The sequence below is a fragment of the Methylobacterium sp. 1A genome, from assembly GCF_058072805.1.
In genome coordinates this window covers 1,864,320-1,886,714 of record NZ_JBYQVE010000001.1, presented here as the reverse complement: position 1 = coordinate 1,886,714, position 22,395 = coordinate 1,864,320, and the positions used below count along the sequence as shown (strand labels likewise).

Annotated in this window: 24 protein-coding genes and 1 pseudogene; 11 read left to right on the top strand and 14 right to left on the bottom strand. The window is 67.6% G+C overall.

Features of this window, described 5'->3' with window-relative positions; translation table 11 throughout:
- Nucleotides 1-7 precede the first annotated feature (7 nt).
- Together ACX9MN_RS09245 and ACX9MN_RS09240 are read right to left on the bottom strand one after the other, a co-directional pair.
- The gene (locus ACX9MN_RS09245) at nt 8-511 is read right to left on the bottom strand and encodes a cupin domain-containing protein (RefSeq protein WP_063986894.1); all 504 of its coding nucleotides are present in this window, start codon (nt 509-511) and stop codon (nt 8-10) included.
- A 133-nt stretch (nt 512-644) separates the two neighbouring features.
- Nucleotides 645-1,574, bottom strand: a complete 930-nt coding sequence (locus ACX9MN_RS09240; protein ID WP_489724275.1) for a LysR family transcriptional regulator — start codon at nt 1,572-1,574, stop codon at nt 645-647.
- A gap of 160 nt (nt 1,575-1,734) precedes the next feature.
- Between ACX9MN_RS09240 and ACX9MN_RS09235 the strand changes: the two genes are divergently transcribed.
- A complete protein-coding gene (locus tag ACX9MN_RS09235) occupies nt 1,735-2,568 on the top strand; it encodes a 3-hydroxybutyrate dehydrogenase (RefSeq protein WP_063986896.1) in 834 nt (277 codons plus the stop codon).
- A 290-nt stretch (nt 2,569-2,858) separates the two neighbouring features.
- Here ACX9MN_RS09235 and ACX9MN_RS09230 read toward each other — a convergent pair whose 3' ends face one another.
- From ACX9MN_RS09230 to ACX9MN_RS09200, 7 genes and pseudogenes are all read right to left on the bottom strand, one after another.
- Nucleotides 2,859-3,170 carry a hypothetical protein gene (locus tag ACX9MN_RS09230; protein WP_063986897.1) on the bottom strand — a complete coding sequence of 104 codons (312 nt, stop codon included), beginning with the start codon at nt 3,168-3,170 and terminating at the stop codon, nt 2,859-2,861.
- Between the two features lie 38 nt (nt 3,171-3,208).
- Nucleotides 3,209-4,450 (bottom strand): cytochrome P450, encoded by a 1,242-nt coding sequence (locus ACX9MN_RS09225; RefSeq protein WP_063986898.1) that lies wholly within the window; start codon nt 4,448-4,450, stop codon nt 3,209-3,211.
- On the bottom strand, nt 4,443-5,768 hold the full coding sequence (locus ACX9MN_RS09220; protein WP_230366165.1) for an NAD(P)/FAD-dependent oxidoreductase: 1,326 nt from the start codon (nt 5,766-5,768) through the stop codon (nt 4,443-4,445). Before ACX9MN_RS09220 ends, ACX9MN_RS09225 begins: the two co-directional genes overlap by 8 nt.
- Complete coding sequence (locus ACX9MN_RS09215) at nt 5,765-5,980, bottom strand: ferredoxin (RefSeq protein WP_066921024.1); 216 nt, start codon at nt 5,978-5,980, stop codon at nt 5,765-5,767. Before ACX9MN_RS09215 ends, ACX9MN_RS09220 begins: the two co-directional genes overlap by 4 nt.
- Nucleotides 5,981-7,327 (bottom strand): glycosyltransferase, encoded by a 1,347-nt coding sequence (locus ACX9MN_RS09210; RefSeq protein WP_230366164.1) that lies wholly within the window; start codon nt 7,325-7,327, stop codon nt 5,981-5,983.
- A 103-nt stretch (nt 7,328-7,430) separates the two neighbouring features.
- A complete protein-coding gene (locus ACX9MN_RS09205; protein WP_082772922.1) occupies nt 7,431-9,227 on the bottom strand; it encodes a patatin-like phospholipase family protein in 1,797 nt (598 codons plus the stop codon).
- Nucleotides 9,228-9,729: 502 nt separating this feature from the next.
- Nucleotides 9,730-10,140 (bottom strand): annotated as a pseudogene (locus ACX9MN_RS09200) (ISL3-like element ISMdi2 family transposase); the annotation flags it as partial.
- Nucleotides 10,141-10,371: 231 nt separating this feature from the next.
- Here ACX9MN_RS09200 and ACX9MN_RS09195 point away from each other — a divergent pair.
- The 5 genes from ACX9MN_RS09195 (at nt 10,372) to ACX9MN_RS09175 (ending at nt 12,974) form a co-directional block, all read left to right on the top strand.
- Nucleotides 10,372-10,776 carry a hypothetical protein gene (locus ACX9MN_RS09195; protein WP_489724274.1) on the top strand — a complete coding sequence of 135 codons (405 nt, stop codon included), beginning with the start codon at nt 10,372-10,374 and terminating at the stop codon, nt 10,774-10,776.
- Nucleotides 10,777-10,790: 14 nt separating this feature from the next.
- Entirely contained in the window at nt 10,791-11,354 is a 564-nt protein-coding gene (locus tag ACX9MN_RS09190; protein WP_489724273.1) for a TadE/TadG family type IV pilus assembly protein, read from the top strand.
- A complete protein-coding gene (locus ACX9MN_RS09185; RefSeq protein ID WP_489724272.1) occupies nt 11,351-11,794 on the top strand; it encodes a TadE/TadG family type IV pilus assembly protein in 444 nt (147 codons plus the stop codon). The genes ACX9MN_RS09190 and ACX9MN_RS09185 overlap by 4 nt, the downstream gene beginning before the upstream one ends.
- Before the next feature lie 127 nt (nt 11,795-11,921).
- A complete protein-coding gene (locus ACX9MN_RS09180; protein ID WP_489724271.1) occupies nt 11,922-12,179 on the top strand; it encodes a response regulator in 258 nt (85 codons plus the stop codon).
- 42 nt (nt 12,180-12,221) lie between these two features.
- Nucleotides 12,222-12,974 carry an IS6-like element ISMpo1 family transposase gene (locus tag ACX9MN_RS09175; protein WP_048464881.1) on the top strand — a complete coding sequence of 251 codons (753 nt, stop codon included), beginning with the start codon at nt 12,222-12,224 and terminating at the stop codon, nt 12,972-12,974.
- Between the two features lie 30 nt (nt 12,975-13,004).
- Here ACX9MN_RS09175 and ACX9MN_RS09170 read toward each other — a convergent pair whose 3' ends face one another.
- Both ACX9MN_RS09170 and ACX9MN_RS09165 read right to left on the bottom strand, forming a co-directional pair.
- Nucleotides 13,005-13,259, bottom strand: coding sequence for a hypothetical protein (locus ACX9MN_RS09170; protein WP_489724270.1), 255 nt, complete (start codon nt 13,257-13,259; stop codon nt 13,005-13,007).
- A complete protein-coding gene (locus ACX9MN_RS09165) occupies nt 13,252-14,289 on the bottom strand; it encodes a radical SAM protein (RefSeq protein ID WP_066925607.1) in 1,038 nt (345 codons plus the stop codon). The genes ACX9MN_RS09170 and ACX9MN_RS09165 overlap by 8 nt, the downstream gene beginning before the upstream one ends.
- A 94-nt stretch (nt 14,290-14,383) precedes the next feature.
- On the opposite strand from ACX9MN_RS09165, the gene ACX9MN_RS09160 reads away from it, so the two are divergent.
- The 5 genes from ACX9MN_RS09160 (at nt 14,384) to ACX9MN_RS09140 (ending at nt 19,283) form a co-directional block, all read left to right on the top strand.
- Nucleotides 14,384-15,229: a class I SAM-dependent methyltransferase gene (locus ACX9MN_RS09160; protein ID WP_066925610.1), complete on the top strand. Its 846-nt coding sequence runs from the start codon at nt 14,384-14,386 to the stop codon at nt 15,227-15,229.
- A 158-nt stretch (nt 15,230-15,387) separates the two neighbouring features.
- Entirely contained in the window at nt 15,388-16,275 is an 888-nt protein-coding gene (locus ACX9MN_RS09155) for a putative selenate ABC transporter substrate-binding protein (protein WP_082773259.1), read from the top strand.
- A gap of 10 nt (nt 16,276-16,285) precedes the next feature.
- Nucleotides 16,286-16,954, top strand: a complete 669-nt coding sequence (locus ACX9MN_RS09150; RefSeq protein WP_066925616.1) for an ATP-binding cassette domain-containing protein — start codon at nt 16,286-16,288, stop codon at nt 16,952-16,954.
- Complete coding sequence (locus ACX9MN_RS09145; RefSeq protein ID WP_230366168.1) at nt 16,951-18,546, top strand: PhnE/PtxC family ABC transporter permease; 1,596 nt, start codon at nt 16,951-16,953, stop codon at nt 18,544-18,546. The genes ACX9MN_RS09150 and ACX9MN_RS09145 overlap by 4 nt, the downstream gene beginning before the upstream one ends.
- Nucleotides 18,547-18,620: 74 nt before the next feature.
- Entirely contained in the window at nt 18,621-19,283 is a 663-nt protein-coding gene (locus tag ACX9MN_RS09140; RefSeq protein WP_066925619.1) for a hypothetical protein, read from the top strand.
- A gap of 8 nt (nt 19,284-19,291) precedes the next feature.
- On the opposite strand, the gene ACX9MN_RS09135 is transcribed toward ACX9MN_RS09140, so the two are convergent.
- Genes ACX9MN_RS09135 through ACX9MN_RS09125 form a run of 3 tightly spaced genes read right to left on the bottom strand, consistent with a single transcriptional unit; the run spans nt 19,292 to nt 22,373 of the window.
- Nucleotides 19,292-20,035, bottom strand: coding sequence for a glycosyltransferase family 2 protein (locus ACX9MN_RS09135; protein ID WP_082773260.1), 744 nt, complete (start codon nt 20,033-20,035; stop codon nt 19,292-19,294).
- Complete coding sequence (locus ACX9MN_RS09130) at nt 20,032-21,105, bottom strand: radical SAM/SPASM domain-containing protein (protein ID WP_066925625.1); 1,074 nt, start codon at nt 21,103-21,105, stop codon at nt 20,032-20,034. Before ACX9MN_RS09130 ends, ACX9MN_RS09135 begins: the two co-directional genes overlap by 4 nt.
- On the bottom strand, nt 21,102-22,373 hold the full coding sequence (locus ACX9MN_RS09125) for an MptA/MptB family glycosyltransferase (RefSeq protein ID WP_066925628.1): 1,272 nt from the start codon (nt 22,371-22,373) through the stop codon (nt 21,102-21,104). The genes ACX9MN_RS09130 and ACX9MN_RS09125 overlap by 4 nt, the downstream gene beginning before the upstream one ends.
- Between the last annotated feature and the right edge of the window lie 22 nt (nt 22,374-22,395).

The window sequence follows — 22,395 nt, the reverse complement described above, 5'->3', positions numbered from 1 at the left end:
CGCGGCCTCACATCTCGTGAGGATCGCCCTTCACGTGGAAGAGGTCGGCCGACAGAAGGACGGCGGTCGTGCTGCCGGTGTTCTTCCACCAATGCGCGGTGGCGTGCGTCTCCGTCGTCGCCTCGCCGGCCTTGTGGGTGATCGGCACCGCGCACGTGCTCGCGTATTCGACCACCTCGCCTGCGACGACGTATATGATGGCCGGGCGGTCGCCGTGGCTGTGCCAGGGGACGATGCCGCCTGGCTCGATCACCAGCCGCCGCAACCGGAACTGCCGGTCCTTTATGCCAACCGGCTCCTTCACGAGGTCGGTCGAGGCGATCACGGTGTCGGTCACGCCCTTGGCCAAGGCCTTGCTCTCGGCCTGCCCATTGCCGCTCGCGGCCACCTTGTCCGCCGGGCAGGAACCAGCCTGTGCCGTGCTGGCGCCGAGCGCGATGGCCGCAATCGTGATGAGTGAGCTTCGCAGGTTGCATCTGACCGCATTGCGGATCTTCGGGATCGTGGCCATCGCTGCCCTCCTGGATGGACGTCGGAACCATCCCGGTCGGGATGCGCCTGGATCATCCGAGGGTAGCGGCCGCGGCAGAAATGCCGTTACGGCGTAGGGACGATGCCTTGCGGTTATCGGCTCGGCGCCCGCCTCACGCGGATACCAGCGGCTCAGGAGTAACCTCCTCGCCCAGATCGAACCGGCTGGGAGGCCAGCGATATCGGCCGAGCGCCGCCACGAGCGCCGCGAGTGGCGATGACCAGCGCCGGCCCGCAACCGTGACGAGACAGACCTGCCGGGACACGACCGGGTCCATCACCGGCAGCAAGGCGATGCCCGGCAGGGTGACGGAGAACTCGGGCAAGAAGCAGACTCCCATCCCGGCCGCCACCATGCTCTGGATCCAGTCCTCACGCTCACTGCGATGGGACCGAAGAATTCCGGTGCCTTGCTCGCGCAGGAGTTCGGCGAGCCGGTCGCGGTACTCGCAGTTGATCCGCTGCAGATAGATCTGACCTTCCATGTCGCTCATCGAGATCGCGTTACGGCGGGCGAATTCGTGGAGCAACCCGCAGGCGACCGTGAAGCGCTCCTCGTAGATCGGGCTCGCTCGCAGATTGTCGCAGAACCCGTCCGGTTGCGCCATGATCGCCACGTCGAGCTCGCCCGCGAGCAGCATCTCCGACAGGCGGGCCGGTACGCCCTCGATCAAGGTCAACTCGATGCCCGGATGAGCCACCCGAAAGTGGTTCAGGAAGCCGACGAAGCGCATCGGCCCGATGGTGCACATCACGCCGAGCGTGAGCTGCGCCCCTTCCAGGCGCAGGAAGCGAGAGGCGGCCCGCTTGGCGCGCTCGCGTCCCGCGTTCATCTCGCTGAACTCCGGCTCAAGCAGACGTCCAAGATCGGTCAGGTGCACGTGACCGCGCTCGCGCGAGAACAGCAACCCACCGAGTTCGTCCTCCAGCTTCTGGATCGCCCGGGTCAGCGCGGGTTGCGTCACGCTGCAGCGCTCGGCCGCCTTGGTGAAGTTGCCTAACTCGCTGACCGCGAGAAAGTAACGGATCTCGTGGAACTCCATCGCCGCCTCCTACCCCCCGTTGCTTTTCAACTCGCCCTCGACACCGGCGATTGCGAATAATGAAAACGCATCGACCCAATTACGCCTCGGCATTGGCGCGCACGAGACTTGAGCGATCAATCTCCATCGGAACCCGCCATAGTCCATCAGGGCAACAGCAATGTTACGGATACTTCAGTCGGCCGGGCTCGACCGGACCGGAACGACGCGTCCGCTCGACGGGCGCGTGGCCATCGTCACCGGTTCCACGAGCGGCATCGGGCTTGCCATAGCCAACACCTTGGCCGAGCAGGGCGCCTTGATCGTAATCAATGGCCTCGGCGACGAGGCCGAGATCACGCGCCTCTGTCACGATCTGAGCGAGCGGCACCAGACGTCCGTGCGCTACGACGATGCCGACCTCTCGCAGCCCGGCGCCGTCATGGACCTCGTCGACCGTTCGGCGCGCGCACTCGGGCCCGTCGAGATCCTCGTGAACAATGCCGGCATCCAGCATGTCAGCCCCATCGAGGAGTTCCCGCCCGAAAAGTGGGACGCTATCTTGGCCATCAATCTTTCGGCGGTGTTTTACGCGACGCGCTCGGTGCTGCCCGACATGCGTCGGCGCGGCTGGGGCCGGATCGTCAACGTGGCCTCGGCGCACGGGCTGATCGGATCGCCGTTCAAGAGCGCCTACGTGGCGGCCAAGCATGGCGTCGTGGGGCTGACCAAGGTCACGGCCCTGGAGACTGCCGAGGTCGGCATAACCTGCAACGCGGTCTGTCCCGGCTACGTCTGGACCCCGCTCGTCGCGGATCAGGTGCACGCGCAGGCGGCCGCGCACGGCATCTCGGAGGAGGAGGTCGTGCGTCAGGTGTTCCTCGCCGAGCAACCGAACAAACGCTTCGTCACCGTCGAGGAGATCGCCGGTACCGTCGCCTTCTTATGCAGCCCGGCAGCGGCCTCGATCACGGGCGCCTCGATCAACGTCGACGGTGGCTGGACGGCCCATTGAGGAGGCAGCGCGCCGACCCTTCCCCATGCAACGCTGGCCTTCCTCCAACCGGCGGCTTTTAGGCTGGGGAGGTCCATTTTCGGCCTCGCGGTCATACGGGTAAGGAACGCTGCTCCCCCTGGCGGGCATCGGCGCACCTCAGGCGCCCGGAACAAGCACGCCTGAACGTCGGGTTGGCAAGTCTTCCTGAGCGACGGCTACGAACGAGCGTCCGGCGGGCCGGAGGCAGGGCGGCGCCGTGCGGCGATATCTGTCGCCACACGGCGGATCTTAGCTCCCCGGGACGGATGTCAGCGGGTTGAGCCGGTATGGTTGCCATACATCATTTCCGAATCGTCCGCATAGGAGAGCCGGTCTCCCAGTTTCTCGATCGACTGCATGGCCATCATCTTGCCGTTCGGTAACTTGACGACGTTGAACGTCCGCCCGGTCTTCTTGTCCTTGGCGGTGGCGACGGGAAGCTGTCGGGTCTCGAACGGGCTGAGTTCGACGTCCGAACCGGCGACGCTCAATTCCTTGAGCGTCTCGGAAGTCGCGGGCAAGGCCGTCAGAGCGCCCATCAGGGCGAGAGCGGCGACGGGAATACGGAAATTGCGAGACATTTCATTTTCCTATCAAGGGCGACCTTTCGCTGGAAAGGTCAGGTAATCCCCGCGATGGTGATCCCGAGGTTCTTCGGGCCGCGGAGGGAAGCGCCCGGCCGGTAAGGCGGCGGGTCATCTAGGAGCCGGGGGGCGACGAGGCGCCGGCAGAGCGTCACGAGAGCGATCTCAGCCTCGATGCGCGCCAGGGGTGCCCCGGCGCAGTAGTGAAGCCCGCCGCCGAACCCGAAATGCTGGTTGTCCCGGCGATCCGGATCGAACCGGTCCGCGTCCGCGAAGCGTGCCGGGTCACGGCTCGCGGACGCGAAGAGCAGGATTACTGGCGATCCCGCCGGGATCGTCACCCCCGCCACGTCGATGGCACCCAGCGCCTTGCGGGTGCGAAAGTGGACGGGGGGCTCGTAGCGCAGCATCTCCTCGATCACGCGGGGTGCTCGCGCGGGGTCAACCTTGAGCCTTTCAAGCTCGTCCGGGTGCCTGAGCAGGGTGAGCATTCCGTTGGTGATGAGGTTCACCGTCGTCTCGTGGCCCGCAACGAGAAGCAGGATCGCTGTCGAGATGAGGTCGATGTCCCCCATCGCCGGACGACCTTGGCCGCCACGGGCGGCGAGGCCGCTGAGCATGTCGTCAGCCGGCCGCCGACGCTTCTCGCGGATCAGCCGGCGCATGTAGTCCGAGATCGCATCGAAGGTCGCGGTGATCTCCCGCCGCCCCGCCTCGTCGTGGCGCGCGTCGGGCTCCAGGGCCGTCGCGAGGCGGATCGCCCAGGCATGGAACTGCGCCTCGTCGGCCTCGGGCACGCCGAGAAGCTCGCAGATAACAGCGACGGGAAGGGGATAGGACAGGTCGTCCACGAGGCAGACCGTGTCGCGGCCCCGGCACGCGTCGATCAGGGTATCGACGAGCCGGGCGACCTTGGCGTGGGACTCCCGCACCCGGGCGATGGTGAACTCCTTCATCACGAAGTCGCGCAGGGTGTCGTGGTCGGGCGGGTCGCGAAAGATCAGCGGACGGTGGGCGTTGACCACTCGGTTCCTGATCGGGTTGAGGATCCAGTCCCTCAGGGGGTTGCCCGTGGGGGGCCGCCGGGAGGGCGGCAGGTCTTCGGAGCTGAGCCGGGGATCGAAGATGAGGCTCCTCACTGCGGCATGGGTACTGACGACGAAGCTGCCGTCGGCTTGGCGGGAGACCGGCGTCTCGCGTAACCTTCCGTACAGCGGGTAGGGATCCGGCCGGTTCCTCGGGTCGAGGACCTGCGCAAACAGCGTGTCGTCACCCATGGGCCGCCTCCAGGGTCGGCGCGGCCTGGTCGGTGGAACGCCGCGGGACGGGGAAGCCAGGCTCCAGCCACTCGATCCGCGGCTGGTCGGTGGCGCCGAGGATCGGCGGGAAGGCCGACCCTGCGGCGACGGCCTCGGCATAGGCGGGTAGCCAGCGCGCCTGATCGAAGGAGACGGCGGCGACGCTGCGCCCGGCCCTGCCGTAAACCGCCAGGAACCGCTGCGAGGCCCGCGCCCCCTGGACGACGGCCAGGGCGTCCGCCCCCTCGGTGAGGCCGACGAGCTTGATGTTGAGGCCGAACTGGCTCGACCAAAAGGCCGGCAGGTGGCCGTACGGAGGCTGTTCGGAGGGACGGGCCAGCATGTTGGCGGCCGCGTGCCGGGCTTGGTCCACCGCGTTTCCCCAGTGCTCGACCGTCATCGGGCGATTGCCGGTGAGGGGGTTGGGCCAGCGCGCGACGTCGCCGGCCGCGTAGATTGCGGGATCGAGCTCACCCGCGAGGGTCATCGCCCGGCAGGCTGCGTCGCAGGTCAGGCCGCCCGCATCGGCGCGGAGGCCCGCCGCGGCGAGCCATCCGGTTTCGCGCGTCGCGCCGAGGGCCACGATGACGAGGTCCGTCGCGATCGTTGCGCCGCCCGGCAAGTGAGCGCGGCGCACCCCGCCCTTCTCGCCGGAGAACGAGTGAATCTTGGTGTTCATGCGGATGTCGACGCCGGCGTCCCTCATCCGCCCGGCGAGCGTGCCACCGATGACGGTCCCGAGCAGGCGAGCGAGGGGCGTCGGGTTGGGGTCGACGAGGGTGACGTCCAAGCCAAGGTCTCGGCAGCATGAGGCCGCCTCGCAGCCGATCAATCCGGCACCGACGACGAGGACGCGACCGGGACGCTGCGCGAGGGCATTCCGCAGGGAGCGGGCGTCCTCCACCGTGCGGATCGTGAATATCCCGGCGAGGTCCGCGCCCTCGCCCGGCCATGTCCGCGCCCTCGCGCCGGTGGCGATCAGCAGCGTCTCGTAGGGGAGCGTCGCGCCATCGGCGAGGCGAACCACCCGTCGCTCCCGGTCGAGGGCCACCGCTGGCTGGCCGAGCCGCCACCGGGCGCGCAGGCTGCGGAGCTGGGGCAGCTCGGTGGCCTCCGGCGCGAGTTCCCCCGCCAGGACATGCTTCGACAGGGGCGGCCTGTCGTAGGGCCGGTGGGGCTCGTCGCCGACGATCGTCAGGGGGCCATCGTAGCCCCCGTCGCGCAGCGCCTCCGCGCCCCGCAGCCCGGCGAGCGAGGCCCCTACCACCACGATGCCCGGGCGCTGCACGCCGATCACAGTTCGGCCTCCTCGGTCAGGCCCGCGGACTCGACCTCGATGGCCCGGACGGGGCAGGCCTGTTGCGCCCGCTCGATCTGCTCCCGTTTCGCCTCCGGCGGGGCGGGGTCGTAGAAAAGGATCTCGTGGCCCCGCACCTCGAAATGCTCGGGGGCAGCGTAGCAGCACTGGGCGTAGCCCTGGCAACGGTTGAGATCGACCACGACGCGCATTCACGAGGCTCCGAACGTGTGGACGGATGAGCGGGGGCGAGGCTCGGATGTTTTCTGCGGCAGGGAGGCGGGCGAGGCAGCCTTGTCGCGGTGGAAGAGCTCGTCGATGGCGCCGAGAATTTCCCGTCCGGCATCCAGCTCCTCGAAGTCGGCAGCCATCGCCTGCGCCCGGCGCCGGAAGCCGGGTTCGGAGAGCACCCGGTCGATGGCCCCGCCGAGGACCGCGCCCGTCGGCGTGCTCGTCCCGAGGTCGATCCCGACACCCGACCAGCCGACGCGGGCGGCGACCTCCGCCTTGTCCTCCGTCTTGCCCGCCGCCACGATGGGCACCCCGGCGGCCAGCGATTGCAGGACGCTGCCGTAGCCCCCGTTGGTCACGAACACGTCGACCTTGGGGAAGATCGCGTCGAAGGGCAGGAACGATGCGACCCGGGCGTTCGGCGGCAGCTTCGTCCCGAGGGCATCGACGGACTTCCCGCCGGTCGTCGCGACGACGAGGAGGTCGTCCCGGTCGGCCAAGGCGGCGAGCGTCGGCACGACGAGCTGCGTGAGGTCACCGTTGGCCAGGGTACCCTGAGTGACGAGGACCACTGCCCTGTCGCCGTCCAGTTCGTCCCACCAGGACGGGCGCGGCGCCAAAGACCGGCCAAGGGGGAGAAGGCCGATGAAGCGCAGGTTGCGCGGCGGTGCCCGGCATTCGAACTCGAAGCCCGGCACGCCTTGCTGGAGGAAAACATCGGGCAGTTGGACGATGGATTGCGTGAGGGAAGCTGGGAGGGGCGGCAGACCCAACGCCGCGAGCCGCCCGTCGGCATGGGCCCGAACAGGCCCCACGAACCCCAGGTCGATGGCGGCGCCGAGCGTCAGGTAGCGGGCGCGCTCGTTCTCGTCCCGGGCGGGGGGCAGCCCGAGACCGACCGGGGCGCCGTCCGCCCTGTCGAGGAACAGGACGCTGACGTTCAGGACGACGATGCGCGGCCGCGGCCGGCTCGACTGGAGTAGGGGCAGCACGCCAAGGAACATGCTGCCGGCGACGATCATATCCGGAGCCTCGTCCTCGATCAGCTCGCGCAGTAGGGCGGCCTGGCCCGGCATGGGGTCGATGAAGCGCCGGGCGAACTCGTTGCTCCAGCGCTCCGGGCCGGGCGGCAGGTGGGGTTCGAGGTAGCTGGCAGCCCCATGGTCCGGGCAAGGGATGAAGTGGAAACCCGCTGCATGGACTTGCGGGGCGAAGGCGGGATCGGTGACGAAGGTGACCGAGTCACCTCGGTCGGCCAGCAGGCGGCCGACGGCGAGCATGGGATTGACGTGGCCCGTGAGCGGCGTCGCGGCGAGCAGGACTTTCACGGTAGCCTCCTGAAGCACCGGAATGGATGCCCGTTCATTCGCGACAGGAAAGGTTCTGTTACCGTGCGCGAATCCATCGCGTGCGCCCAAGCACCGGGGACGCTCATGTCCAGGCCCGCAGGCGGCCCGTCTCCAGCGCCTCCCGGGCGCAGCGGTAGCCGAGCTCGGCCGTCGTCTCGAAGCTCGACCACGCCCGTAGGTCCACCCCCGCAAGGGCGGGCTTGAGCAGGATCGCCGCGCGGGTCACGGCCGCGATGGTCTGGGCGCCGCTCGACACCGTCGCGGAGCGCAGGAGCAGATGGGCGATACCGGGGAGCTGATCCGAGATGCCGAGGATGCGTCGGACCGCCCGGGCGCCCATGCCACGCCGCGGCATGGCCTGGAAGGCGCTGTCGCTGCCGACATCGACGGCAAGCACCGGGCCGCGGTCGAGGTCCGCCATCACGTCGGCGGGCAGGTTGTTCATCATGCCGCCATCGACGAGGATGCCGTCTTCGCTCGCCACCGGCGGCAGCAGGCCGGGAATGGCGATGCTGGCACGGATTGCCCGGTCGAGGGCGCCGACCCGGTGGACCATGGCCGTGCCCGTCGTCAGGTTCGAGGACACGCAGAAGAAGGGACGCCAGAGATCCTCGATGCGGGCATCCCCGAACCGCTCGGCCAGCCCCGCATCCACCTTGGCGCCCCTGGTCAGTGCGTGGAACGGCAGCGTGTAATCGTTGAGGGGGTTGCGCCCGACGAAGGATGCCACCGTGTAGGTCTCGATCTCGTCCAGGCTCAAGTCCATCGCGACGCTGGCGGCCAGGATCGAGCCCATGCTGGTGCCGCCGACGAGGTCGATGTCGAGCCCCGCCTCGGCAAGGACCCGCAACACGCCGAGATGGGCGAGGCCGCGGGCCCCGCCGCCGCCGAGGACGAGGGCACGCGCGTGGCCGGAGGCGATGCGGGCCAGCCGCGCGAAGTCGCTCCCGTGGTTCTCCCGGACCTGCAGGCGCAGGGCGAAAGGCAGCGCGGCGACCTCGGGATGGAGGGGGCGCGGCAGGCGGATATCGGCCGGCTGTGCCACTGCAAGGTCCATGCGGATCCAGTCGGAGCGGATCGAGGCTAGGTAGGCAGCGGCCCCGGGCCGGGGCGGAGCGCCGGGCTCGGCCAGCAGCAGGACGTGGTCGGCATGGCGTAGGCAGAGCTGACACCAGGGGCAGTCGATCCGGTGCGCGACGAAGACCGTGCGGTCGTGCGCCTGCTCGTAGCGGTGGAACCATGCCTCATCGGCCTCCGGCGGCCATTCGGTGAGGCAGCCGGTCCGCCCGGGAAGCGCGGCATCCAGCGCGTGGGCCAGCCTCTCGCCGAAGGGCGCGGCCCTGAGCCCCTCCGTCACCGCCATCAAGGCGAAGCTCCGCGGCGCATGCCCCAGGGTCACTCCGGTATGAGCGGTGGTCAGCCGCTTCGCCAGGATGCGGGCGAAGTACAGCAGCGTACCGGGATGGCGGGTGATCAGATCTTCGAACCCCGCCCGAGGGAGCCGGAGGAGGTGACTGTCGCGGAGCGCCGTCGCGGTGACCGAGCGCGGCTCGCCGGCGAGCAGGGCAAGTTCGCCGACGCTGTCCGGGGGGGCGAGTCGAAAGAGGCGGCGAACGCTCCCGTCCCGCGGGTCGCGCGTCGAGAGGCCCACCGAGCCGCTCACCAGGGTATAGAGCGCGTCGGCCTCGTCCCCCTCTCTGAACAGCGTCCGCCCCCCGGCGACGGCAACCGAGGTCATCCGCGACCGGATCGCGTCGGCGGCGTCCTCGTCGAGGCCGGACAGGAACGGGATCTGAGCGCGCTCCGAGACGGCAAGTGCCGGGTCGGGCGGTGCGTTGCAGGCGTCGAGGCATTCTGCCTCCGTCTGTCGCTCGTGCATGATGCGGATCCTGGCGGGCTCTGGTGAGGCTACGTCGGCGCGATCTTTTTGACGCTCGCGATCCTGGGCCGCCGGCATCGTCTCCTCCATCGACGGCAGTCTTGGCGGTCGGAGGGTGGATGCCTCGCTTGGCTCACGCCAATGCCCTTAAACATTCTTGTCGATGCCATTACGGCATTGGAAAGAAACGAATTCGCTCTTCCGCTTTACAATGGCGGATGGCAGCGGCATTGGAATTGCACGAATCTCGTCATTTCCTGGCAGTGTCGATCCGTGGGAGTTTTATAAAGGGGCCGACCGCTGCGACGTGGCCCAGCCAGCCCTGACCCGGGTGTCCAATAGCTTGAATAAAAGCTTGACGGACTGCAGTTCTCGCGCGAGCGTCGGCGGCTCTACCTCACCGCCCGCAATGCCAAGTGTCGATAAGCACCGAACTTTGATTCAGCCGCACTTCTGTTGCTGACGGGTGATTGGTTAAGTTGCACCGGCTCCTGGCCGTTGATCACGCCGCATGGAGCACCCGCTGCTGCAAAAGGTCGAAGCCGGCACGATCGTACATCTGCCGCTTGATCAGCTTAAGGCGGTTGACCTGACCTTCCACCGGCCCGTCGTTCCAGGGCTGTGTGATCGCAGCCCGTACGGCATCCAGATCCTGGCGCAGGCCGGCAGCGAAGCCCTGCAATCCCGTTGCGGCTGCCGCGTCCAGCCAGGGCTCCGGCCCTGCCGGATCATCCTGCCGCAGCAGATCGGTTGGGCGGCAGCGTGGGCTGTCCACCCATCTGAGGGATTTCCTCGACAGCGAGAGGGTCACCGAACGGACGGACGACGACAAGACACTGGTGATGGCGCGTCGGGCGGTCGACCCGCACGCCGGCCCTGGCATCCTTGTGTACTCCGGCCGAGGTCGACCTCCGGGCCTTGGGGATGACCTGAGCTGGTCTGCAGGACCGCGAATCATTGATCCCCACGGAGAGCGATCCGGGATCAGCCATGCCTTAGATCGACGGCCCTGGATCGATGACGCATTCCTGCTGCAAGGGACGCGTCCAGGAAATGCCGGCCAACCCTTGCACTTGTCACCGGCTTTGCCGGCCTCGGCCTCAACGGCGGCGGCGACGTCCGCTGCAACGGCGCCACCGTGGGCTTGCGGGCCAGCGACGTCACCTTCGTGCTTGGCGGGAGCCAGCTCCCCGCATCCGGCACCTGCACGGGCCAAGCCTACTGCGTTGCGGCCGGCTACAGCACCGTGTCGACCACGGCGCCAAGCGTCGGGCCAACCGCGCAGTTCCTGGCGATCGGCCCGCAAGCGGCCAGCGCCCGGGCCGGGGCCTTGTTCGCGGAGGGGGCCAACACCAGCCTGTCGGGGGTGTTCTACTTCCCCAACGGGCCAGTGGCCCTCACGGGCGGGGCCAGCGTCGGCAACGGTTCGGGCCAGTGCCTGCAGATCATCGCCTCCCGCATCTCGCTCAGCGGCGGAACCGCCGCGGGCTCGACCTGCGCCGGGATCGGGTCCTCGGCCGGCAATCGCTCGATCGTCCTCGTCCAGTGAGTGCCCGCGAACCGATGACGCCCCGATCGCGCCACCGGGACGGCCTTGCCGACGAGGCCGGCTCGGTCATCCTCGAATTTGCCTTGCTCGCTCCGGTCTTCCTGCTGGTCCTCGCAGCGACCGTCGACATCTCAAGCATGGTCTACACGAAGTTCCGGCTGAACGCGTCCGTCACGGCCGCGGCGCAGTACGCGCTGCTCAATCGCGCCCAGATGACGACAGGGTCGGGATCGGACTTTGCCGGGAACCTCGTCAAGATCCTGACGAAGGGCCATGCGGGCACGCCCGTGACGGCCACGGCCAGCATCAACAACGGCATCACTGCCAGCTCGACCAACGACAGCGTGACAACGAGCGGAGCGGCTGCCAATGCGCGAAGCTGCTACTGCCCGACTTACGACGCGGGCGGGATGATCTGGGGTGCCGGCGTGCTCTGTACGGCGAATTGCCCATCCGGGAGCGCGCCCGGCAAGTACGTCACCGTCCGAATGACCAAGCCCTATACCAACCTGTTCGTGGGCTGGGGCATCGTTTCCGATGGCGTGATCACGGCGCAAGCCGCCGTCCAGGCCGAATGATGCCGAAGCGTCGGGCAAACCTTCGCGACGACTGCTCCGGCGCATCGGCCGTCGAGTTCGCGCTTCTGATCGGCCCGTTCCTGTTGATCGTGTTCGGCAGCATCGAGTTTGCCCGCCTGGGGTGGGCCCATCACGCCATTGCCGAGACAGCGGCGGCGAGCGCCCGGTGTGTCGGCATCCTGGCAAGCGCCTGCGCAACCAACGGCGTCTATGACGCCGGCAAGGCCACGCTCTATGCCCAGGCCCAGGCCGAGCGCTGGTCCCTCGTTCTGCCGAACGATGGCGTTGCGGTGACGAACGCGACCGCCTGCGGGGGCGTCGACGGCTTCAGCGAAGTCTCAATCACCTACACGTTCCAGACCGCGGTGCCGGCGCTGATCCAGGCGCTCGCCTCCGGGACCATCGTCAAGCATACCGCCTGCTTCCCCAGGGCCATATAGGCCGCCATTCCCATAAGACAGTATGGTTGTTTATTGATTGGATCGGGATGCAGCAATCCTATGGGCGAGCTGCTGATCAGAACTACGTTATCTGGGAGCTTTTCCGAGGGTATGGCCATTGAGGTGCATGGATACCGCCTTGCACGAAGACTCGCCTTACGCCCTCGTCGTAGATGACGATTGGCTCATCCGCACGGATGCGATGGGCATCCTCGAAGATGCGGGGTTCCGTACCTTCGAGGCTGCCGATCCCGAGGCGGCGCTCGCGATCCTGATCGAGCACCATGCCAAGATCGTGTTGCTGTTCACGGACGTGGAAATGCCGGGGCCGCGAAACGGCTTTGCCCGGGCCTGTCGCAAACCCGCAGCGTTTACCCCGCGTTGACCATGCAGCCCGCATGGTGCCTCCAGTCCCGGAGGCCACCCCATGATCCTGTCCGCCATCGCCGCGAAGCTGAAGCAGCGTGCCAAGGCTGACTTCAAGGGCCGGCACTATGAGGCTGCCCTGATCGTCCAGGCCGTCTCCTGGTACCTGCGCTACCCGCTGAGCTACCGCGACATCGAGGAGCTGTTCCTGGAACGCGGCATGGATGTGGACCACTCCACCCTGAACCGCTGGGTCTTGGCCTACGCGCCGCTGATCGAAAAGCGGTTGCGGCAGTTCCGCAAACCGCACTGCGGCTCGGTACGCATCGACGAAACGTACATCAAGGTGCGGGGGGAGTGGCGCTATCTCTACCGGGCCATCGACAAGCACGGCAATCCAGTCGATTTCCTGCTCACCGCCAATCGGGATCTCGATGCCGCCAAGCGCTTCTTCCGCAAGATGCTGCAGGATCAGCCGTTGCTCGCCCCGGATCGCATCGGCACGGATGGCGCCGGCACCTATCCACCCGCCATCTTGGCTGCGAGGAACGACGGCCTTCTACCCCGCGCGCCGCTCCACTATGTGACCAAGCACCTGCAGCAGGGCATTGAGAGCGACCACTTTCGGGTCAAGAAGAACATGCCCCGGATCGGCGGCTTCCAGTCCTTCCGCACTGCCCGGCGCACGATCCAGGGGTTCGAGGCCATGCTGTGGCTGCGCAAGGGCTTCGGCTTTGCCGGCGCATGGACCATCCGCGAGCAGAACCGACTGCTCGGGGTCTGCTTCGGCCTTCAGGCGGTTAACAGAGCCTAAAAACGAGACAGATCTAGCCTCTGCTGCGGCCTACGGCACGGCTTGCGACAGGCCCGGCGCGACCCCTCGGGCGGCCAGAGACCCAAGGAGCCGGGTCCCGGGTTCCGGGGCGTTCGAAACGAGCACCACCGTCCCACCGCAGGCCCGGAACGCGGTCAGGGCTGCCGTAGCCGCGGGGAAAACTTGCCCTTCGTTGTGCAGGACGCCGAAGACGTCGCAGAGCAGGACGTCGTAGCGCCCGGTGAGTTCGCCGAGACCGGAGATCGGCTCGGCCGTGTCAGCCACGGGCTTGGACGATGGTCGTGCAGGCGCTCTCAAGCTTCGGCAGGTCGCGGGTCGCCGCCATCGTGACTGCGAGCGGACGATCCTCTCCCCGCACGATGGGACAATAAGGGTCCACCTCGTCGAGGCGATCCAGGAGGCGCCGCCGGCCGGCGCAGCCCCCGTGGCAGGACGCTTCGTGGATGCAGCCGCGACACGGCTCGGGCAGGGACCTGGCCGCCACGAAGGGCGCGGTGTCGAGGATGCCGGCACCGGCTTCGAGCAGCGTGTCGAGGCTCTGCCCGGCGCCCCAGTACACGCAGGGCTGCACCGTGGCGCGCGGTGTCACGCGCACGGTCCCGACCCCGCATCCACCCTTGCGCGCTGGCATTCCGGCCATGGCCCGGACGAGGGGCTCGCCGATGGCAATGACGTCGGTCTCGGCCAACAGGCGCTCGAACCCGCTCCAGTATTCCTCGTAGGTCAGGGCGAAGGCGTCGGTGCGCACGGCCTGGTAGACGTTGATGCGCAGCGGTGCGTCGAAGGCCTTGGCGATGGCAGCGATCTCGTGCAGGCGGTCGAAGTTGGTGCGCATCATGACCGCGATGAAGGTGACGCCGACGCCGAGCCGTCTGCAGCGCGAGGCCTGCTCCATGACGAGGTCCCAGTTGCCGTCGCCCCGCTGCGCATCCTGCTCGGCTTTCGTCGGATAATCGATCGAGAACTCGATGTCGGCGAAAGCCTGCACGGCCGCATCGTCGATCATCGCGATGGAGTGGCCGTTCGAGGTGATGGTGAGCTTGATTGGCTCGGCCCGCAGCAGGTCGAGCAGGGCCGGGAACTGCGGATGCATCCCATTCTCGCCGGTGCCGAGATTGACCGACCGGACCGGCAAGCGGTCGAGGACCGCACGGACCTGCGTGGGACCCAGGCGGTCCACCCTGTCCGGATCGCGATAGCAGAAGCTGCAGGCGAGATTGCACTCGTTCGTCAGCCCCAGGCCTAGCGAGAAGGTGCGGACTGGATCGGGCGCGGGCATGGGCGTGGCTGTCATTCGGTCCTGCCGATAACCGCGGACAAAGGGAGAAGGCGACCGCGAGACACGCGGCCTGAAGGCTTATAAAGGGTTGTTCGCGCCAGAGGCCAGAATGGTGACATCGAGCCTTCAACCCGACCAGCAGCCAGACCTATGGAGCGAGCATGCCGACGCTTACGAGGCCGTCTTCGAGCCCCTGACCGACCGTTTCGCGCAAGCCGCCGTCGCCGCCCTTGGCCTGGCACCGGGCCAGCGCTGCCTCGACGTGGCCGCGGGCGCCGGCGGCGCGGCCCTGATGGCCGCACGAGAAGGGGCCACCGTCCTGGCCATCGATGCGGCGCCGGGCATGGTGGACCGCATCCGATTGCGAGCCATGAGGAGCGGGCTGCCGGTCGAGGCGGCATCGATGGATGCGCAGGCCCTCGCCCTGGATGACGGAAGCTTCGACGCAGCCCTATCAATCTTCGGCATCATCCTGTGTCCGGACCCGGTGCGTGCGCTCAAGGAGGCGGCCAGGTTGGTCCGGCCCGGCGGGAAAATCGCCATCGTGACCTGGACGGAGCCGCAGAACTACGAACTCATCACCCGGCTGCTGGCCGCCATCGCAGCGGTGCGCGGACCGCAGCCTTCCCTTCCGGGCACCCCGGCCCAGCTTCGCTTCAGCGATGACGCCGCCTTCCGCACCCTGTTCGGGTCCGCGAGCTTGGAGGTGGATGGCATCACGCGGATCGAGGCCGCGCTCGAAGCGCCTTCGGCCCTCTGGCTCTCCGAGAGACTGGACTTCGCTCCGGGCATCGCGGCCTTGCTGGCGGCCCAGGGCGAGGATCGAGCGGCGGTCCTCGCACGCTTCGTCACGGACCTGGAGCGCGACCAGGGCCAGGGACCCGTCGCCCTGCGTGCCATAGCTTTCCTCGGTGTCGCCTGCGCCCCTCCGGTAAATTCGGCAACCCGCCCGTAACCGCCGGATCGGCACCGACGAACGCCCTCCGTGATTTGCGGCCAAGCTGATTGCGTGGCCTTATCGCACCGTCCGGAGCTGCCGGCGGTAGACCCGTATGTGCTACGCCAGGAATGAAGCTGCGCATTGGCTGCGGCGGATCAAGCAGGGATAGTTGGATGCTCGGATTGAAGCAGATATGGCCGGTCCTCGCGACGGTCGGCTACGTCCTCGGCTGCGGTCCGGTTCAGGCGCAGGATAGAGAAATGCCCGTCTTCGTGTTCACGGGCATCCCCGATCAGGACGAAAGCCGTCTCGTCGAGCGCTTCGGCAAGGTCGCCGGTTATCTCGAAGGCAAGCTCGGCGTACCGGTCAAGTACATCCCGGTGAAGAACTATCCGGCGGCCGTCACGGCCTTCACGAACGGGCAGGTCCAGCTCGCCTGGTTCGGCGGGTTCACGGGCGTCCAGGCCCGCAAGGCGGTCCCCGGCTCGCAGGCAATCGCCCAGGGTGCCGAGGATGCCGCCTTCAAAACCTATTTCATCGCCAATACCAAGACGGGTCTCGTCAAATCCCAGGACTTTCCGAAGGATGTCGCCGGCAAGACGTTCAGCTTCGGTTCCCGCGCCTCGACCTCGGGCCGCCTGATGCCGGAGCACTTCATCCGGGAAGCGTTTCCCGGCAAGACGCCGGAGGAGATCTTCTCCCGCGTGGGATTCTCGGGCGATCACAGCCGCACGATCCAACTCGTCCAGTCCGGCGCCTTCGAGGTCGGGGCGGTCGATTACTCGGTCTGGGATCTGGAAAGCAAGGCCGGCAAGGTCGAGGGCAAGGACGTCACAGTGATCTGGGAAAGCCCGACCTTCCCCGACTACCAGTGGACGGTGCGAGGCGATGTGGACAAGACCTACGGCGCCGGCTTCACCGAGACGCTGAAGCAGGCGCTTCTCGGCATCACCGACCCTGCCATCCTCGCGCCTTTCGCCCGAACGAAGTTCATCTCCGCGACGAACGCCGACTATGAACCCGTGGAACGCGTCGCGAAATCGACTGGGTTGCTAGATTGACGGCGCGCCAGTGACAACGCCCGCCATCGTCCTTGCCGATGCCCACGCGGCCTACGGCGGGACCACCGTTCTTTCCGGGATCGACCTGACCATCCGGACCGGCGAACGCGTGGCGCTGATGGGACGGTCGGGGTCCGGCAAGTCTACGCTGCTCGCCCTCATCCACGCGCAGGTCTCGCGTGACGCGGCGCTGATCCCACAAGCGAGTGCCCTCGTGCGCACGCTTTCGGTGTTCCACAACGTCTACATGGGCCGTCTCGACCGGCGCTCGACCCTTCACAACCTGCGCACCCTAGCCTTTCCGGCCCGCGCGGACGTATCCGAGGTCGCCGAGGTGCTCGGGCGGGTCGGGATGGCCGACGCCCTCCACGCCAAGGCGGGTGCGCTCTCCGGCGGCCAACAGCAGCGTGTCTCGGTTGCGCGCGCCCTCTACAACGGGCGGCCGATCCTGATCGGTGACGAGCCGGTCTCGGCACTGGACCAGGCGCAGGGCGGATCGGTTCTGGCCCGCCTCGCCGAGCGGCACGAGACACTGATCCTCGCGCTGCACGATATCGCGCTGGCCCTCGCCCATGCCGACCGCATCGTGGTGCTCGACGGCGGCCGCATCGTCCTCGACCGACCCACCCGCGACCTCGATGCGGATGCCCTCGCTCCGTTCTATCGGGCGGCTGCATGAGCGCGCGACTGGGCACCTTCGGCTACGGGGCCATCAGCCGCTTGTTCTTCGCCCTCGCGCTTGCGGCCTTGCTTGTGGCCGACCTCGCCGTGACGAGCCTGCATCCGTGGGCGGATTTGCGGCGCCTGCTCGACGGTTTGGTTCGCCCGGATCTACTCTCAGTCGAAGTCTGGAGCGTCGTCTACACGGTCGCGTTCGCCGTGCTCGGCGTCGGCCTCGGCGCGGGCACCGGCTTCCTGCTGGCGATCCCGTTCGCGCGGTCGCGGTTCGTGCGGGTCGTCTGCACGGGCTTGCGGTCCGTGCACGAGCTGTTCTGGGCGTTGCTCCTGATGCAGGTCTTCGGCCTCTCGGCAACCACCGGCATCCTCGCCATCGCGCTGCCCTATGCCGGGATTTGCGCCAAGGTCTATTCCGAGATCATCGAGGAGGCCGACCTCGCCGCCTTGCGCGTTCTGCCGGACGGGACCGGCGCGCTCTCCGCCTTCGCCTACGCGCGCCTGCCCGACGTCGCCTCGGCCTTCCGAAACTACACGCTTTACCGTCTCGAATGCGCCATGCGCTCGACGCTGATCCTCGGCTTCATCGGTCTGCCGACGATGGGATTTTACCTGGAATCGGCTTTCCGCCAGGGTCGCTACGCGGAGGCCGGCGCACTGCTCCTCGTCTTCTACGCGCTGATCGGCTCGCGCCGGCTCTGGGTTCGCACGGCGACGCTGCCATTCCTCGCGGTCGGAAGCTTCCTCGTCCTGCCCCAAACCGTGGGCTCGACGAACATCGGCGCGAGCCTCGTTCGCTTCTTCACCCATGACATCGTCCCTGCCCCCCTACGCGCGGCAAGCCTGCTCGATGTCGAGACATGGATGCGTCTCGGCCGGTGGTTCGGGCCGATCCTGACGCAGCAGATCCTGCCGGGCGCCGCGCAGACGCTGATCCTCTCGCAGATCGCCCTGGTCGCGACCGCCATCGGCGCGCTCCTGCTGTTTCCGCTCGTCTCTCGGCGATTTGCCGGGCCTATCGGCCATCCGCTCGGTCGCGTTATTCTCGTCGTCGTGCGCTCGACGCCGGAATACATGCTCGCCTACGTGCTGCTCCAGGTCCTCGGCCCCTCGATGCTGCCGGCCATCCTGGCCCTCACCATCCACAACTCGGGCATCATCGGCTACCTCATGGGCCGTCACGCCGATGCCCTGAGCTACCGTGCCGACGCGCCCTCGGGCCTCGACCTCTACGCCTACGAGACCGTGCCGCGGCTCTACGGGCAGTTCCTTGCCTACCTGCTGTACCGCTGGGAGCTGATCCTGCGCGAGAGCGCGATCTTTGGCATCCTCGGTGTCACGACGCTCGGCTACTACGTGGACGCCGCGATCGCCGAGCTACGCCTCGATGTCGCCGTCGTGCTCATCGTCGCGACCGCCTTGATGGCCGCCGGGGTCGATGCCCTGTCACGGTTCCTTCGCAGGGCGCTGCGCATCAATGACCTGCCAACACGGCTCTCGACCGAGGGCAGCGATGTCGACCGGCGCTGCGACGGGCTAGGTGCCACCGCACCCCTCAAGGCGGAAGGGTGCCTTCCGGCACGCGGTTCGACGTAACGCGCGATGGACGGCCCGCGAACGAAGGGCATCTCCACGCATCGGCCTCCAACCCAGACAGAAGGAACAGCCCCATGCGCACCGATCCGTTCTACGACACCTGGCTGTTCCTCAGCGGGCAGCACGGGGACCAGATGGCGTTGGGCGTCTGGCGGTGGCTCGTCGTCGCACTCTTCATCGGGCTGATCCTGACGAGCATCCTAATCGCAGCTCGGGAATGGGTTGCCGATCCACTTCAGCGCAACGGCCGGGACCTCACCATGTGGTTCCTGCGCTGCCTCGTCGGAGGGATGTGGTTCCAGAACATGCTCTGGAAGCTGCCCTTCCTCTCGACCGAGAACGGTCTCTTCTATTGGACCGGCGAGGAAGTGAAGAACGCCGCCTTCCAGTGGCATCGCGACCTGGTCCAGCACGTGCTCCTGCCGCTGCCCAATTTTTACGTCCTCGACGTCCTGGTCTTCCTGACCGAGCTCGCCTTCGCGGTTTCGCTCATCCTGGGGCTTGGCGTGCGCGTCATCGGCGTGATCGGGGTCCTGTTCGTCGCGCAGCTCTGGCTCGGCCTCTACCTTCATCCCATGGAATGGCCCTGGACCTACGTCTTCCTGGCGGGCCTCATGGGTCTGTTCAGCGTCTTCGGCGCTGGCCGCAGTCTCGGCCTCGACGGCGACCTGCGCCGACGCTACCCACCCGACATGACAAACGGCGCCATCGGCGCGTTCGTGCGACTGGCGACCTGAGCACACCCTCACGTGCTTGCGGACCGCTCCCGCGAGAGTTCACGGGCCAACCGAAGGAACGTCGTGGCGATGACCCAGGCCGCCCGCATCGACACGCGCCAATCGCCCGAGACCTTCGAGACTCCGCCCCGTCGCGGCCGCTGGCCGACCGCAACCTCCTCGCAGCGCAAGCCGCCGGCGGCGGCACGCATGAGCATTTCCAGATTCCAACCGTAGGTTTCGTCGCGCATCCCGAGCCGGTCCAGCGCGTCGCGGCGGATCGCACGGAAGGGCGACATGTCCGTGAAGCTTGCCCCGTAGGCGAGGTGCAGGAGCCCGCCGGCGAGGCGACCGGCCACGATCTGGGGCAGGCTCATCGCACCGGGCTCACGGTCACCGCGCACACGTGAACCGTGGACGAAATCGGCCCGGCCCGCACGGATCGGCCCGATCAAGAGCGGCGCCCGGTCGATCCGGTCGCTGCCATCGCCGTCGACGAAGAGGAGAATGCCGGCATCCGGACGCGCAACGGCGATGCCGGCCTGGATCGCCCGGCCGTAGCCGCGACGCCGCTCGGCGACGACCCTCGCGCCGGCAGCCTCCGCCAATTGGCAGGTCGCGTCCCGCGAGCCGCCATCGACGACGACGACCTCATCCGCTCCGTTCGCCAGCAGGCCGGCCACGACCTCGCCGATGGCGGCCTCCTCGTTCAGGCACGGGACGATGGCCGAGACCACCGCCATGTCTCGTTGCGGCCGGATCTGGCCGCTCATAGGCTCCAGCGCATACCGCAGCTGCCGCAGGCCTGAGGCGGCTTGTCCGACAGGAGCGCTTCGCGGAAATCGACGTAGGCGGCGCCGTTCCAGATCTCGCGCAGGGACTGCTGGGTGGCGTCACCCAGTGTGTAATTTTCGTAGCCGCGCTGCGAGAAGGGGGCGATGCAGCACGGGAGCGCCCGGCCGTTGGCGGTGAAGTACATTACGTTCCACGGCCGTCGGCAGAGCGACCAGGGCGAGCCGTCGTCCTTACGCTTCAGGCTCATGCCGGGCTCGCTCGCCGCGCCCGACGCGGAGAAGGTGAGCCCGAGCTCTCGGGCGGTGGCCTCCGCCTCTTCGAGGATACCGGCTTCCTCACGGTCCATGCGCTCGTAGAGGGCCTGGTCGGGCCGGGCCATACCGATGGCCTCGTCCTCGAAGTAGACGAGGCGCTGAAGGTACACCTCCTTGACGCCGGTCTCGGCCGCGACCCGCACGAAGGCGGGAAGCTCGTGCAGGGTCTCCTTCAGGCCCGTGAGCCAAGCCGAGACGCGGGGTTTGGCATGGCCCTCCCGCTCCTGCATGGCTCGGAAGGCGCGGACGTTCTTGAGGATGCGTTCGAAGTAATCCTTGCCGCGGACCGCGAGGTAGGAGGCGCGGGTCGAGGCGTCGAGGGAAACGCGCAGCTCGTCGAGGCCGGCCTCGATTAGCGCGCGGCCGTTCTTCTCCGAGAGCACGGTGCCGTTGGTGTTGAAGAGGACGTAGGTGCCGCGATCCTTGAGATAGCGGACCATCCGCGGCAGGTTTTTGACCAGCATCGGCTCGCCGACCCCGTGGAGGACCGCGCGCGCTAAGTTGGGGACCTGGTCGACGATGGACGTGAACAGCTCCCAGCTCATGTCGGCGGGGGGCTCCAGCTCCACGTAGGTGCGCGGGCAGGTCGTGCAGAGGAGATTGCAGCGGTTTGTCACTTCCAGGTAGAGACAGACCGGCGGCCGCTCGGCCTCCCGGCTCACCGCCTCAGGCGCGGCCTCGTGGTAGCGACGGGGATCGAGGGCTAGCAGGATGCCTTGCGTGGCAGCGGTCATTGCGGCGATTCCTTCCGGCCAGCGGGCGATCGAACGCGGGAGGCCACGGCTGCCGCGGCGACGAGGCCGGCGAGGATGGCGGAGCGGACATCGTAGGACGGCACCGTATCGACCACCTTGTAAAGCATGAAGCCACCGACCGTGAGGACCCATCCGGGCCATGACCCGACGAGCGCCAGGAAGGGCACCGCGATCAGGAAATACCAAGGGAATTCGGGCGAAAACAGAAAGAGTAACGTCAGCACCATGAGATTGATGTCGCCCAGGCTTCGTGCCGGCGTGCGCTCCTGCCGGAACCCGGCTCGCAGCGCTAATCCCCCAAGCGTCGCGAGTGAGAGAGCCACATAGACCGCCGTGTCATACCTCCACTCCCCGACGGATTCCCGGAACAGTCGCAGAAGCGTGAAGCCCCAGCCTGAGGCGAGCCCCTCCTCCTGAACATATCCCGTGGTCAGGAAGCCGAAGACCCCCCAGCCGACCGAGAGGTAAGGCAGATATGCCGACGCGATCAGGGCCGGGACGAGTAGAATCATTCGCCAATCCCATGGACGCCACAGCGCCGGCATCACGATCAGGGCGAACGGCTTCACCATGGCTGCGAACGTGACGGCGGCGGTTCCCAGATATCTTCGTTGGGCAGCAAGGGTGAGCCAGAGCCCGAGCATGACCAGCGCGACCATCAGCCCATCGACATGGCCCTGGCTCGCGATCTCCCAGATGGTCAGAGGGTGCCAAACGTAGGCCGCCAACCGCGTCGCTGGCCGGCGCAGCCGCCGCAGCAGGGCGAGAATTGCCAACACCGTGACGACCTCGCAGGCGACGAGCCCCAACTTGATCGCAAGGGCGCTTTCCGAGACCCGCGTGACGAGCGCGAAGAACGCCTGTGCCACCGGCGGGTAGATGGTCACCGCGTAGTCCGCGCGATTGATGAAGGGGTAGACGGCCTCGTCGCGCAGGAAGGTGAGGGCCGGATCGGCCGGGACGTAGCGATAGGGATTAATGCCGGCGCCTTGGACCATCCCGTCCCAGACGTAGCGAAAGATGTCGGTCGAGAGGAGCGGTGGAGCGGGAAGCGCGATGAGGCGCATGGCGAGGCCGACGATTACGATGATGGCAACGGCCCGGCGCTCGTCAACGCCCTCGATCCGTGCCGCCGATGCCGCCAAGATCCCTGTCGGGATAGCGGTCAGTAGGAAGGCGGTGTCGCCTAGACCCTGCAGCGTCGGCATGCCGAGCGCGACGAGGATCGTCGCGGTTATGCCCATCATGGAGAGCCGCCACGCAGGTCCC